Origin of the sequence: Brevundimonas goettingensis (genome assembly GCF_017487405.1) — a bacterium.
GTDB classification, from domain to species: domain Bacteria; phylum Pseudomonadota; class Alphaproteobacteria; order Caulobacterales; family Caulobacteraceae; genus Brevundimonas; species Brevundimonas goettingensis.
In genome coordinates this window covers 2052385-2066731 of the sequence record NZ_CP062222.1, presented here as the reverse complement: position 1 = coordinate 2066731, position 14347 = coordinate 2052385, and the positions used below count along the sequence as shown (strand labels likewise).

General features: G+C 67.1%; 11 protein-coding genes. 8 read left to right on the top strand and 3 right to left on the bottom strand.

The features are described 5' to 3' along the window. Positions 1-16 precede the first annotated feature (16 nt). From IFJ75_RS10255 to IFJ75_RS10235, 5 genes are all read left to right on the top strand, one after another. The gene (locus tag IFJ75_RS10255; protein WP_207867884.1) at positions 17-2290 is read left to right on the top strand and encodes a S9 family peptidase; all 2274 of its coding nucleotides are present in this window, start codon (positions 17-19) and stop codon (positions 2288-2290) included. A 234-nt stretch (positions 2291-2524) separates the two neighbouring features. Next, entirely contained in the window at positions 2525-4105 is a 1581-nt protein-coding gene (locus IFJ75_RS10250) for an amidase (RefSeq protein WP_225896769.1), read from the top strand. 54 nt (positions 4106-4159) lie between these two features. Further along, the gene (locus tag IFJ75_RS10245; protein WP_207867883.1) at positions 4160-4654 is read left to right on the top strand and encodes a low affinity iron permease family protein; all 495 of its coding nucleotides are present in this window, start codon (positions 4160-4162) and stop codon (positions 4652-4654) included. Next, positions 4651-4926: a SemiSWEET family sugar transporter gene (locus tag IFJ75_RS10240; RefSeq protein WP_207867881.1), complete on the top strand. Its 276-nt coding sequence runs from the start codon at positions 4651-4653 to the stop codon at positions 4924-4926. The genes IFJ75_RS10245 and IFJ75_RS10240 overlap by 4 nt, the downstream gene beginning before the upstream one ends. A gap of 54 nt (positions 4927-4980) precedes the next feature. Beyond that, positions 4981-6339 carry a dicarboxylate/amino acid:cation symporter gene (locus IFJ75_RS10235; protein WP_404822014.1) on the top strand — a complete coding sequence of 453 codons (1359 nt, stop codon included), beginning with the start codon at positions 4981-4983 and terminating at the stop codon, positions 6337-6339. Here the strand turns inward: IFJ75_RS10235 and IFJ75_RS10230 are convergent. The 3 genes from IFJ75_RS10230 to IFJ75_RS10220 are packed head-to-tail and all read right to left on the bottom strand — an operon-like array spanning position 6336 to position 9426. After that, positions 6336-6611: an Hpt domain-containing protein gene (locus IFJ75_RS10230; RefSeq protein ID WP_207867879.1), complete on the bottom strand. Its 276-nt coding sequence runs from the start codon at positions 6609-6611 to the stop codon at positions 6336-6338. The two genes, IFJ75_RS10235 and IFJ75_RS10230, sit on opposite strands and share 4 nt — an antisense overlap. Beyond that, positions 6608-6985, bottom strand: coding sequence for a response regulator (locus IFJ75_RS10225; RefSeq protein WP_207867876.1), 378 nt, complete (start codon positions 6983-6985; stop codon positions 6608-6610). Before IFJ75_RS10225 ends, IFJ75_RS10230 begins: the two co-directional genes overlap by 4 nt. Next, a complete protein-coding gene (locus IFJ75_RS10220) occupies positions 6985-9426 on the bottom strand; it encodes a response regulator (RefSeq protein ID WP_207867874.1) in 2442 nt (813 codons plus the stop codon). Before IFJ75_RS10220 ends, IFJ75_RS10225 begins: the two co-directional genes overlap by 1 nt. A 78-nt stretch (positions 9427-9504) precedes the next feature. On the opposite strand from IFJ75_RS10220, the gene IFJ75_RS10215 reads away from it, so the two are divergent. The 3 genes from IFJ75_RS10215 to IFJ75_RS10205 all read left to right on the top strand — a co-directional run bounded on the left by IFJ75_RS10215 (position 9505) and on the right by IFJ75_RS10205 (position 14345). Further along, complete coding sequence (locus IFJ75_RS10215) at positions 9505-9894, top strand: response regulator (RefSeq protein WP_207867872.1); 390 nt, start codon at positions 9505-9507, stop codon at positions 9892-9894. A 55-nt stretch (positions 9895-9949) separates the two neighbouring features. After that, the gene (locus IFJ75_RS10210; protein WP_207867870.1) at positions 9950-11641 is read left to right on the top strand and encodes an MFS transporter; all 1692 of its coding nucleotides are present in this window, start codon (positions 9950-9952) and stop codon (positions 11639-11641) included. A 220-nt stretch (positions 11642-11861) separates the two neighbouring features. Beyond that, entirely contained in the window at positions 11862-14345 is a 2484-nt protein-coding gene (locus IFJ75_RS10205; protein WP_207867868.1) for a TonB-dependent receptor, read from the top strand. Positions 14346-14347 lie beyond the last annotated feature (2 nt).

The following is a 14347-nucleotide window of genomic DNA, read 5'->3' as shown; positions in this document are numbered from 1 at the left end:
GCTAGCGTCCCGCGCCATGCGCACCCTTCTTTTGACTTCGACGCTCCTGATGGCCGTCGCCGGTTCCGCCTTCGCCCAGACCGGAGGGGGAGCGAGCGCCCCTCCCGAAGCCGATCCGGCCGTCCTGACGCCCGAGCGCGTCTTCTCTGATCCCGGCCTCAGCGGCCCCGTGGCCAAGGGCGTCAGCCTGTCGCCCGACGGCGCCTTGGTCGCCTTCCTGCGGTCGCGGCCGGACGATGTCTCGGTTCAGGACCTGTGGGCCGCCCCCACGGGCGCGGGCGAGCCGTTCAAGCTGATCGACGCCCGCGCCCTGGTCCCCGAGGCCGGTGAACTGTCGGAGGCCGAGAAGGCGCGGCGCGAGCGGATGCGGATCTCGGAGCGCGGCGTGGTCGAATATTCGTGGGACAGCCAGGGTCGCTACATCCTCGCCCCGCTGGAAGGCGACATCTATCTGGCCAATCGCGCGGACGATACGGTCAAGCGGCTGACCGCCACTCCCGCCGACGAGATCGACGCCAAGGTCAGCCCCAAGGGGACCTATGTCTCCTATGTCCGCGATCAGGATCTGGTCATCCAAGACCTGGCCACCAATACCGAGACCCCGGTCACGACGGACGGCGACGGCCTGATCACCTGGGCCACCGCCGAGTTCATCGCCCAGGAGGAGATGGACCGCGACACCGGCTATTGGTGGAGCCCGGACGAGCACTACATCGCACTCCAGCGCACCGACGAGAGCGGTGTGGACGTGGTCCCACGCCTCGACATCAACGCCTCGGGCTCGACCGTGGTGCAGCAGCGTTATCCGCGCGCCGGCCGTCCCAATGCGGTGGTCGATCTCTATGTCCACGACGTCACGACGGGCCGCCGGATCAAGGTCGATCTCGGCTCCAACACCGACATCTATCTGGGCCGCGTCGACTGGTCGGCGGACGGCAAGACCCTCTATGTCCAGCGCCAGTCGCGGGACCAGAAGACGCTGGACCTGCTGGCCGTCGATCCGGCGACCGGCGCGTCGCACGTCATCGTCACCCAGACCAGCACGACCTGGGTCGATCTGACCGACGACTTCCACGCGCTCAAGGACGGCGGCTTCATCTGGTCGGATGAGAGCACGGGCTGGCGGCACCTCTATCTCTACGACAAGGACGGCAAGAAGGTACGCCCGATCACGCGCGGCCTCTATCCGGTCAAGGGCCTGAACGGGATCAACGAAGCGACCGGCGAGGTCTTCTTCACCGCCTCCATGCACGCCGGGACCGAGCTGCCGATCGAGCAGCAGATGTTCCGCGCCTCGTTCCGCCGCACCACGACCCCGGTTCAGGTCACGACCTCGGGCGGCTGGTGGGGCGTGTCGATGAACAAGACCGCGACCGCCTATGTCGGCAACTATTCCGATCCGGGCACCCCGCCGCGCTCGGGTCTCTATAAGTCCGACGGGACCTTCGTGCGCTGGATCGAGGAGAACAAGCTCGACGAGCATCACCCCTTCTGGCCCTACCGCTCGCGTCTGCGCACGCCCGAGTTCGGCACGCTGGAAAGCCACGGCCAGACCCTGGTGTGGCGCATCACCACCCCGCCTGGCTTCGATCCGGCGAAGAAATATCCGGTCGTGATGCAGGTCTATGGCGGTCCCTCGACCGGCGCGGGCGTGATGAAGTCCTGGCAGCCGATCACCAATCAACTGTTGACCGAGGCCGGCTATATCGTCTTCCGCCTCGACAACCGGGGCGAGGGCGATCGCTCCGCCGCCTTCCGTTCGGCCCAGTATCTGCACATGGGCACGGTTGAGACGGAAGATCAGGTGTTGGCCGCCAACTATCTGAGAACCCTGCCTTACGTCGACGCCTCGCGCATGGCTGTGATGGGCTGGAGCTATGGCGGCTTCATGAGCCTGAACATGCTCACCGAGCCGAAGATGGGGCTCGCCGCGGCCGCCGCCGGTGGTCCGCCGACCAACTGGGCGCTCTACGACACCCACTACACCGAGCGCTTCATGTCGACGCCCCAGGCCAATGCCGAGGGCTATGCCGGGACCGACGTCTTGAACCGGCTCGACAACCTGACCGGACGGTTGCTGCTGATGCACGGCATGGCCGACGACAATGTGGTGTTCGAGAACACCACCCGGCTCATGGACGCCCTGCAGGCCAGGAGCATTCCGTTCGAACTGATGGTCTATCCGGGCCAGCGCCACGGCATTCGCGGCAATCCGCGCCAGCTCCAGCAATGGCGCACCTACCTCGACTTCTTCGACCGCACGATCGGCTCGCGGTCGCACACGGAGTAACCACCCCTCCGCGTTCTCTCTCACCGCTCACCCCGGCGAACGCCGGGGTCCAGATCCAGAATCGCATCATCCGCCAGGGCGCCGTCGTTGGGAAACATCTTTCGCCGCATGTGAATCTGGATCCCGACTTTCGTCGGGATGAGCGGTGAGGGCGTGGGGCATGCCCCTTGCCTTCCCGACCGAACCCCGGTCACTGTCACGCTTCCGTTCGCATGACATCCGGGGCCCAGGCCGATGAAACTCTCCACCGGCCTCGGCCTGCTCCTCCTGTCCGTCGCGCCCGGCGCCATGGCCCAGACGGCTCCGGCGCAGACCCCTCCGGCGCCGACAGCGGCCCCCACCGTCCCGGCCGTGCCCGACGACTTCCGCATCTCCCGGGCCGTCGCCGCGCAGACGGTCGATTGCGCCTATCTGGAGGCCGGCGGCGCGGGCAACGCCGGGGCGATGCTGCGCGCGGCCTGCGAGCGGGAGGCGGCGACGTCCCACGCCGTCATCCGCTGGGCCGCGACGGCCGATGTGATCGCCTTCGCCGCCAGCCACCCGGACGGCCTGCCGATCCTGCTCAAGGACAATATCGAGACCCGCGACATGCCGACGACCGCCGGCTCGCTGGCGTTGGCGCACAACGCACCCGGCCGCGACGCCCCCCTGGTCGCCCGGCTGCGCGCCTCGGGCTATTTCATCATGGGCAAGGCCAATCTGTCGGAATGGGCAAATATCCGCTCGTCCAACTCGATCAGCGGCTGGAGCGCCGTCGGCGGCCTGACGCCCAACCCCCATGATCCGGCCCGCACCGCCTGCGGCTCCTCCTCGGGCAGCGCCGTGGCGGTCGCCGTGGGGCTGGCGCCCGTGGCCATCGGGACCGAGACCAACGGCTCGATCACCTGTCCGGCCTCGGTCAACGGGGTGGTCGGGTTCAAGCCGACCGTGGGTCTGGTCAGCCGCACCCATATCGTTCCGATCAGCCATTCGCAGGACACCGCCGGACCCATCGCCACGACCGTGGCCGACGCCGCCCGCGTCCTGACCGTCATCGCCGGCACGGACGCCGAGGACGCCGCCACCGCCGAGGCCGACGCCCACAAGACCGACTATGCCGCCGCGCTCGACGCCGGCTCGCTGAACGGCGTCCGCATCGGCGTCCTGCGCTATGCGAAGTCCTATTCCGCCCCGACGCTGGAGGTGTTCGAGCGGAACCTGCAGGTGCTGCGCGACGCCGGCGCCGTTCTGGTGGACATCGACACCGCGCCCGACCTGCACACCATCGGCGCCGAGAGTTTCAAGGTGCTGATGTACGAGCTCAAGGCCGACCTGAACGCCTATCTGGCCTCGACCGACGCAGCTCAGGTGCCGAGCCGCACCCTGGCCGACCTGATCGCCTTCAACAGTAACAGCGCCGAGGAGAACGCCCTGTTCGGTCAGGAGCTGTTCCTTCAGGCCGAGGCCAAGGGCGATCTGACGACCCAGGAGTATGTCGACGCCCGCGCGACCTCCTTCCGCCTGGCCGGGCCGGAGGGCATCGACAGGATGATGGCCGATAACTCGGTCGTGGCCCTGATTGCCCCGACGACTTCGCGCGCCTGGACCAACGCCCGCGACGACGACGATAATGCGCAAGGGTCGACCTCGACCATTGCTGCCGTCGCCGGCTATCCCCACCTGACCGTGCCCATGGGCTTCGACCGCGACATGCCGATCGGCCTGAGTTTCATCGGCGGCAAATGGGACGACGCGAAGATCCTGTCCCTCGGCTACGCCTTCGAACAGAAGACCCACGCCCGCCGTGCGCCGGGTGAAGGCCCCGCCGTCGAATAGGGGCGTCTGCGACCGGACTCAGGAACCTCGGCCAAGCGGAGCCGTTCCGGCGCCATGGAAAAGCTGTTCGTTCGGTTCGCCACCCTCACGGCCAAGATCGCGGGCAAGCCGTGGACCTTCATCGCCTGCCTGCTGATCGTGCTGGTCTGGGCGATGTCCGGGCCGGTCTTCAAGTTCAACGAAACCTGGCAGCTGGTCATCAATACCGGCACGACGATCATCACCTTCCTGATGGTGTTCCTGATCCAGAACACCCAGAACCGGGACGGCGCGGCGATGCAGGCCAAGCTGGACGAGTTGGTCTTCGCCGTGCGTCAGGCCGACAGCCGTTTCATTGGCATCGAGCATCTGACCGAGAAGGAACTCGACGCCATCCTGGCGGAAGTCGAGAAGCGCGGGCTGGCGGTCCAGTCTGGTAAGCCGGCGGCTCCCATTCCCGGCAAGCGCGGCAAGCGCGCCGACGAGATCGAGGCCGAACAGCCGGCTAAGGCCAGTCCCGCGAAGGAACGCGCTGCCAAACCCGCCACCCGCAAGCCGGCCGCGAAGTGAGCGACCTCATCGCCAATGTCGTCGGCACGGCGGCGGCCATCTGTTCGATTACCAGTTTCGCGCCCCAGATGATCAAGATCTGGAAGGAACGCGACGCCTCCTCGGTCAGCCTCAAGACCTATTCCCTGACGGTGACCTGTTTCGTGCTCTGGGTCGTCTATGGCGTGCTGACGACGGCCTGGCCCATCGTCGTGGCCAACGGCTGCGCCTTCCTGATGGCGCTCGGCGTGCTGGTGATGAAGTGGCGCTTCCGCGACGGTGAGCCGGGCTGACGGCGGTCGCCGGGATCGCGTAGAAGGGTCTGAAGACTCACAAGGACGCGACGCTTGCAGATCTCCGACACCGCCGCGCCGACGCTTCACGAAAAGAAGCCCTTCTACGCCCACCTGTATTTCCAGGTGCTGACGGCGATCGTGCTGGGGGCGGTGATCGGGCATTTCTGGCCGGAGTTCGGCAAGTCGCTGAAGCCGCTGGGCGACGCCTTCATCAAGCTGGTCAAGATGGTCATCGCCCCGGTGATCTTCCTGACCATCGTGACCGGGATCGCCGGGATGCGCGACCTGGGCAAGGTCGGGCGGGTGGCGGCCAAGGCCTTCGCCTATTTCCTCGTCTTCTCGACCCTTGCGCTGATCCTCGGCCTGATCGTGGCCAATGTGGTCCAGCCGGGCCGGGGGCTGAACATAGACCCCTCGACCCTGAACGCCGGGGCGGTGGCCCAGTATTCTTCCGCCGCCCATGAGACGACTATCCAGGGCTTCCTGATGGGGATCATTCCCGACACGGTGGTCAGCGCCTTCTCGACCGGCAACATCCTGCAGGTCCTGTTCGTCTCGATCCTGTTCGGCGTGGCCCTGGCCCTGATCGGCGACGTCGGCAAGCCGGTGCTGAGCTTCCTCGAGTCGATCTCGGCGGCCTTCTTCAAGCTCGTCGCCATCCTGATGAAGGCGGCGCCGGTGGGGGCCTTCGGGGCCTTCGCCTTCACCATCGGGGCCTACGGGATCGGCTCGATCGCCAATCTGGCCGCGCTCGTGGCGACCTTCTATCTGACCGCCATCCTGTTCGTGGTCGGCATCCTCGGACTGGTCGGGATCGCCAATGGATTCAATGTCCTCAAGCTGATCCGCTATCTGAAGGAAGAGCTGCTGCTGGTGCTGGGCACCTCCTCGTCGGAGGCCGCCCTGCCCAGCCTGCTGGAGAAGATGGAACGGGCCGGCGCCGCCAAGTCGGTGGTCGGTCTGGTCGTGCCGACGGGCTATTCGTTCAATCTGGACGGCACCAACATCTATATGACGATGGCGGCCCTGTTCATCGCCCAGGCGCTCGGCATCCACCTCAGCCTCGAGCAGCAGATCCTGCTGCTGCTGGTCGCCATGCTGTCATCCAAGGGCGCGGCGGGCATCACCGGGGCCGGCTTCATCACCCTGGCCGCGACCCTGGCCGTCGTTCCCTCGGTGCCGATCGCGGGCATGGCCCTGATCCTGGGCGTCGACCGGTTCATGAGCGAATGCCGGGCCCTGACCAACTTCATCGGCAACGCCGTGGCCACCCTGGTGGTGGCCCGCTGGGAGAACCAGCTCGACCGCGACGCCCTCAAGGCCGCCCTCGACGGCCACCCCCAACCACTCGCCGCACAACCCGATCCCGCCGCCGGGCCGGGGGACGATGCGCTCGTTACCGCCGACTAGGGCTTGGGCGCCGCCACGGCCTGAAGTTCGCGCACGAGGCGGTCGAAGGCCCCGGGGCTGGGCGTCCGCCCCGCCGTATAGGCGTCGTCGATCACGACGGCGGCCTCGCTGAGCGCGGGGAAACCGAAGGTCCCGGCCGCGCCCGCGATCCCGTGCGCCAGCCGTCGCAATTCAACTTCGTCCTTCGCCTCCAGCAGGGTCTTCAGCCGGGCGAGATCATCTACCGAGCGGAGGCGGAATTTCTCGCGCAGCGGGGCGAGGGGGTCGGTCACCGGCCGGCGCCGGCAAGGATATCGCGCACCTGACCGGCCAGGGTCATGGGGTCGAACGGCTTGATGATCACCCCCACGGCGCCCAGGCCGATGAAGCGGGCCTGTTCCTGGGCCTGGGCCCGGGCGGTCATGAAGATGACGGGGGTGTCGGCGAACCCGTCCATCGTCCGGACCTGTTCCAGGGTGCCGGGGCCGTCGAGGCCGGGCATCATCACGTCCAGCAGGATGGCGTCGGGCCGCAGCCCGCCCTGCAGCGCCGCCAGCCCCGCCTGACCCGAGGGACAGGAGGTCAGCTGGATCCCGGGGTCGATGCCCAGCGCCAGGGCGGTGACTTCGCGAATGTCCGGCTCATCGTCGATATGCAGAATTCTCATCACTCAGCCCCACTGGTTTCGAGAGTTTTTCTGGCGTCGGTCAGGCGTCGCACGGTCCGCGCCAGCCCGGCCAGGGAGGTGCGGGACTTGGTCAGGACGGCTTCGACCCGGTCAGCCAGGGCGGCGTCCATCTCCTGGGCGGAATAGACGATCACCGGGATCATATGGCCCGCGCCGTCGCCCAGCTCGTTGAGCAGCTCCAGCCCCGAACCGTCGGGCAGGCCGAGGTCGAGAACGACCAGATCCGGCTTGCGCTTCGCCAGCACGGCCCGGGCGGCGGCGAGGCTTTCGGCGGCCAGGATCTCGGCGGCGTCTGACAGGGCGGCGGCGGTGACCTCTAGGATGTCGCGGTCGTCGTCGACGTGCAGGACCACCGGGCGGACGTCGCCCTTGCGCCGATTGATGGCGGTGACGGCGGCGCGCAGGCGGGACTGGTCGACCGGCTTCTCCAGCCAGTCCAGAACCTCCAGCGAACGGCCCCGCGCCTTGCCGTGGGCGGCGTCGCCGGAGACGACTACCACCGGCATGTCGTGCGCCCCGGGGGTGGCGCGAATCTCGCGAATCAGGCTGATGCCGTCGGCGTCCGGCAGCTGCAGATCGACCAGACAGGCGTCGTAGTGGGCGGACCGGATGGCCACCAGCGCGTCGCGCGTCGAGCCGGCGATATGGGCGGCGAAGCCGTCGCGCTCCAGCATCTCGCGCAAGATGTCGGCGGCGTCGGGATCGTCCTCGACGATCAGCAGGCGCGGGCCGTCGTCCTCGGCGCTGGCAACAGGCGCGTCGGCCAGCGGCAGGTCGAGGTGGAAGGTTGCGCCCTCGCCCTCCGCGGATTCGAACCACAGCCGGCCGCCGTGGCGTTCGGCGATCTCGCGCGCGATGGCCAGACCCAGACCGGTGCCGCCCTTGGCACGGGTGTCGGAGCCGTCGGCCTGGGCGAATTTGGAGAAGATGCGCGAGCGGAAACTCTCGGGAATGCCGGGGCCCTGATCGACGACGCTGAGGCGGGCCAGGCGAGTCTCCCGGTCCACGGTGACGGTCACCACACCCCCGGCGGGCGAGAATTTCGAGGCGTTGGACAACAGGTTGGTCACGACCTGGATCAGCCGGTCGGCGTCGCCGCGCACCGGAGCGTCTTCGGCCTCGCCCAGGGCCACCACGACGCCGAGCTCGCGTGCATAGCCCTGAACCCCCTCGATGGAGCGTTCGGCGATCTCGCGCAGATCCAGCGGGGCCAGGTCGAGCCGCAGCTTGCCCGACTCGATCTTCTCGATGTCGAGGATGTCGTTGATCAGCCGGACGAGGCGCTGGCTGTTCGACTGGGCGATCTGGATCAGCCGCGCGGCCTTCTCGGGCAGGGGGCCGGCCGCGCCGCCGGACAGCAGGCCCAGCGAGCCGGCGATAGAGGTGAGGGGGGTGCGAAGCTCGTGGCTGACGGTCGAGACGAACTCGTCCTTCAACTGTTCGATGCGGCGGCGTTCGGAGATGTCGCGGACCACGGCGACCACATGGGTGCCGGTCGGCAGCTGCATGGCGCCCAGGGCCACATCGACGGGGAAGGTCTCGCCCGAACGGCGCAATCCCTCCATCTGGCGGATCAACCCCCGCGTCAGGGCGCCCTGGGAGGCGCCGAGCCGCTTGAGGAACTCGCCCTCGCCGTCAGGCGCGATATCGATCAGCAGGGACACGTCGCGACGGGCCAGCTCGGCGGCGGAATAGCCGAACATCCGTTCCCCGGCCGCATTGACCGTCTCGATGCTGCCTGAGGGGTTAAGGGTGATGATGGTGTCGATGGCGCTGTCGAAAATGACCTTCTGGCGCGCCGTGGTGGCCTGAAGGTCGGCGAGGATGATCCGCCGCGCGCGCATATAGCGCCAGGTCAGGTAGGCGGTCGCCGAAATGACGGCCAGCAGCAGCAGGAACAGACCGGCGACCAGCCATTCGGTGCGGATGCTGCGATCGTCCGCCGCCGTGGATCGCTCGTTCAGCGCGGCTGCCTCGCGGTCGATCATGCGGGCCACGACAATCCGGACGTTGTCCATGACGATCTTGCCCTCGTTGCCTGAACTGACGACCAGGGTTTCGTAGGGAATGCCAGCCCGGCGCGCCTCGATGGCGCGGGACAGGATCTGCAGCTTGCGATCCGCCAGAGCCTGGAGGCGGATCAGATCGTCCGCCTGCTCTTTCTGGGACGTGACCAGATCAGCCAGCCTTGATTCCTGGTCCCCGAGCGACGCCACCGCGTTCGCATAGGGCTCGAGATATTGATCGTCGCGGGTCAGGACAAAACCGCGCACCCCGGTCTCGGCGTCCTGCAGCGAGGAGAACACCTTCTGGATCTGAAGCCGGGTCTCATACGATTTGTTGACCTCGGCCCGCAGCACCCGGCTGCTGTCGAATTCCCGAACCAGTTCAACGCCAACGAGCACCAAAAGCAGCGGCACAAGCACCCCTGCAATCAAGGCGAGCAGATTGTTGCGGTGCAACCAAGGTTGACGGGCGGGGGTCAAAACGCCGTATCCTTGCAGGCGTTCGCACCGTCCAGTTGGAGCATCGAATTGAAAATCTGCGTCATCGAGGACGATCCGCTCATGCTGAGCCACCTGGAGGGGATGCTCACAACCGCGGGTCATGACGTCGTCACGGCCCTCGATGTCGATACAGGACTGACCCGAGCCGAAACGCAAGGGGCGGACGCTGCCGTAGTAGACATACTGATGCCCGAGCGGGACGGCCTGAATTTCATCATGGAAGTGCGCCGCAAGCTGCCGGACATCCGGATCGTCGCGATCAGCGGCGGCGGGCGTCTGGGGGCGGGGTCGCTGCTCAAGATGGCTTCGGGCCTCGGGGCTGACGCGACCCTGGTGAAACCCTTCTCCGCCAGCGATCTGGAGATCGCCCTCAACGGGTGAATCGGGCGGGTTCGGCCTTGCATCCGCCACGCCCCGGGTGTTGATCGGGCAGGCATTGACCGACGCCTCCGCACCCGAACCGACGCCGACGCCGCCTGTCGAATGGCTACGCTCCGGCTCGCTCGCGCCCTTGGCCCATCCGGTGTTCCGGGCGGTGTGGATCACCAGCCTGGCCTCCAATTTCGGCGGCCTGATCCAGTCGGTCGGCGCGTCCTGGATGATGACCTCCATGGGCTCGGCCCAGATGGTCGCTCTCGTTCAGGCGTCGACGACCCTGCCGATCATGCTGCTGTCGTTGCTGGCGGGCGCCATGGCCGACACCTCCGACCGGCGCATCGTCATGCTCTGGGCTCAAGGCTTCATGCTGGTGGTCTCGGTGGCGCTGGCGGCGGCGACCTGGCTGGGCTGGATCAATCCCTGGCTGCTGCTGCTCTTCACCTTTCTGATCGGCGTAGGCACGGCCTTCAACGGCCCGGCCTGGCAGGCCTCGGTCGGCGAGATGGTGCCGCGCAGCGACCTGCCGGCGGCGGTGACCCTGAACTCGGTCGGCTTCAACATCGCCCGCAGCGTCGGCCCGGCCATCGGCGGGATCATCGTGGCGGCGGCCGGGGCGGCGACGGCCTTCGCCGTCAACGCCGTCTCCTATGTCGGCCTGATCATCGTCATCGCCCGCTGGCGGCCCGAGCGTCCGCCCCAGACCCTGGCGCGCGAAGGCCTGTGGCACGCCATGGGGGCAGGGGTGCGCTATGCGGCCATGTCGCCGCGCGTCTATGCGGTGCTGATCCGGGCCGCGGTCTTCGGCTTCGGGGCCATTTCCGTCCAGGCCCTGCTGCCCCTGGTGGCGCGCCATCTGGTCGGGGGCGGGCCCCTGACCTACGGCCTGCTGCTGGGCGCCTTCGGCATCGGCGCCGTGGTCGGAGCCTTCGGAGCGGGGCGGCTGCGCGCCCGGTTTTCCAATGAGGTGCTGAGCCGGATCACCTGCGCGGCCTTCGGCGTCTCCGCGGTGATTGTCGGGCTGAGTTCCTCGATGGTGGTGACCCTCCCGGCCCTGGCCCTGTCCGGGGCGGCCTGGGTCCTGACCTTGTCGGCATTCAACGTCACGGTGCAGATGTCGGTGCCGCGCTGGGTCGTGGCCCGGGCCCTGGCCCTCTATCAGATGGCGGCCTTCGGCGGCATGGCTCTGGGCGCCTGGGTCTGGGGCGTGGTGGCCGACGGTCATGGCGTCGGCGTCGCCCTGATCGCCTCGGCGGTGGTTCAGGTGATCTGCGTCTTCATCGGCCTGCGCCTGCCCCTGCCGACGGCAGGGGATCTGAACCTCGACCCGCTCAGCCGCTGGACAGAGCCGCGCATCGCCGTCGAGATCGAACCCCGCAGCGGGCCGGTTGTCATCTCCATCGAATACCGCATCGACGAGGACCGTATCCCGGAGTTCCTCGACGTGATGAACGAGCGGCGCCGCATCCGCCGCCGGGATGGGGCGAGGCACTGGACTCTGTTGCGCGACCTGGCCGACCCCGCCGTCTGGGTCGAGCGCTATCATACCCCCACCTGGGTCGATTACGTCCGCTACAACCAGCGCCTGACCCAGGCTGACGCGGTCATCTCCGAGCGGATCGCCGAACTGCACACCGGATCCGAACGTCCCGTGGTGCACCGTCTGATCGAACGCTCGACCGGCCATTCTGTCGAGCATGGCGACGCCCCGTCGATGACCGAGGCCCTGACGGACGCGACCCGCTCCGCCTGATGCCATCAACTTCCCTTGGGGAAGCTTTTTTCCATACCGCTCATACCAAGGCGCTTCAGTGGCGTCAGAATAGGCCTTTCCTCGCTGAGACGCGCGCTATCACAGCTTGGTTCAGCATGCCCTTGCTCCATACCGGTCTTTCGATATAGCCTCCGGTCAGGGTCGGAGCCCGGCCCTTAAAATACGCACCGTCCAACAACGGATGGGCAGGGAGGGAATCATGAAGCTGCAATACCGGATGAACGGCCGCGCCTCGGCGCTTGCCCTGATCGCTTCCGTCGGCGTGCTCGGCCTGGCGGGAGCCGCAAACGCCCAGCAGGCGGAGCCCGAGGTCAACCGGGTCGAGGACGTCATCGTCACGGCCGCCAAGCGCGAACAGAATCTGCAGGACGTGCCGATCGTGGTCACGGCCCTGAGCCAGGAGGCGCTGGAGGGCGCTGGCGTCCACGATATCAAGGATCTGCAGATCCTGACGCCGGGCCTGATCGTCACCTCGACCTCCAACGAGGCCATCACCACCGCCCGCGTGCGCGGCGTCGGCACCGTCGGCGACAACCCCGGGCTGGAAAGCTCGGTCCTGGTGACCATCGACGGCGTCTATCGGCCCCGCAACGGCGTCGGCTTCGGCGACCTGGGCAATCTGCAGCGCATCGAGGTGCTGAAAGGTCCGCAAGGGACCCTGTTCGGCAAGAACGCCTCGGCGGGCGTCATCAACATCATCACCGAAAGCCCCAGCTTCACCTTCGGCGCCGAGGCCGAACTGACCGGCGGCAACTACGGTCAGCTGGGCGGATCGGCCTATGTCACCGGCCCGATCATCGCCGACACCCTGGCCGGCAGCCTCTATTTCGCCGACCGCCAACGCGACGGCTTCCTGGACGTGGTCACCACGCCCGGACCGCGCACCAACGACCAGGACGTCGACCAAGGCTTCTATACCGTGCGCGGCCAGTTGCTGTGGCAGCCGTCCGACAAGCTGTCGGGCCGGTTCATCGCCGACTACACCAGCCGTGACGAGAACTGCTGCTCCGCCACCCAGCTCTACGTCGGCTCCTCGGCCGCCTCGCGGGCAGTCCTGATCAATCAGGTGCGGCCGGGGTCCGTGGATACGACCGCCCATCCGTTCGACCGGATCGCCAGCGCCAACCGCGACACCACCCAGAAGATCGAGGACCAGGGCGTCTCGGCCGAGTTCAACTATGACCTGACGCCGGACATCACCCTGACGTCGATCACGGCGGGTCGCAGCTGGCGCACCGAGAACGGCCAGGATTCGGACTTCACCGGCGCGGATCTCGTCTATCGCCCCACTGACGGGACCAACTTCACCGAGATCAAACAGTTCTCGCAGGAGTTCCGGGCGGCAGGCACGGACGGGCCGGTCGATTGGCTGGTCGGCGCCTTCTACGCCAAGGAAGACCTGACGGCGGGATCGCAACTGCTCTACGGCACGGATTACTATGCCTATATCGCCGGCAAGCTGCTGGGGGGTGTGCCTGCACTCCTGGGCCTGACCCCGGCGGCCATCTTCCAGCCGGGCAACGGCAGCCGCGACAGCTATGACCAGACCACCGAGAGCTGGGCCCTGTTCACCGACAACACCGTCCACATGACCGACAAACTGTCCCTGAACCTGGGCGTGCGCTGGACGCTGGACGAGAAGGATCTGACTTCGGTCTACACGACCACGGGCTCGTCCTGCGATCAGGCCGAGGCCGCCTATCTGACGCTCGTCGGTCTGGCGGGGGCGACGGCCGCCGGTTCCATCGTCGGCACCCTGTGCCTGAACAACGAGAACAACGACTTCGACGCCCTGGGCGCCAACAAGCAGACACGCAGCGAGGACGCGGTCACCGGCACGCTGAAGCTGAAGTACGACCTCACCGACAACGCGATGGTCTACGGCTCATATTCCCGCGGCTTCAAGGCGGGCGGGTTCAATCTGGACCGTGAACAGGCCGTCGTGATCACCGCGACGGGTCCCAATTTCACCGCCGACCCGAACACGGCTTTCCGCGGCGAGTATGTCGACTCCTTCGAGTTGGGGACCAAGCTGCGCCTGTTCGACGGCTCACTGCTGTTCAACGCCGCGGCCTTCCACCAGACGTTCGAGGACTTCCAGCTCAACACCTTCGTCGGCACGGCCTTCATCGTGGAGACCCTGCCGGAAGTGATCTCCAAGGGGGTGGACGCCGACTTCAACTGGGCCACGCCGGTCAACGGCCTGACCTTCCAGGGCGGGGTGACCTATGCCGAGACCACCATCTCGGAGTTCACGGCCGCCGATCTGTTGGTCGCCAGCCGGTTCAACAGCCTGCGTCGTCTACCTGGCGCCCAGCTGTCGTTCGCGCCCAAGGTCTCGATCTCCCTGGCCGGAAACTATGAGACGCCGATCGGCGCTGGCCTGATGTTCAAGACCAATGTGACGGCCAAATATCTGAGCGAATACAACACGGGCTCGGACCTTCACCCGTCCAAGCTCCAAGACGCCTACACCCTGGTCAACGCCCGGATCGGCATCGGTTCGGAGAGCGGCCGCTGGATCCTGGAGGCCTGGGCTCAGAACCTGACCGATCAGGACTATCTGCAGGTCGGCTTCAACGGCCCGTTCCAGGTCGACGAGAACAACGATTCGATCAGCGTCTACGACGCCTTCCTCGGGGCGCCGCGGACCTATGGTCTGACCCTACGGCTCACCTACTGATC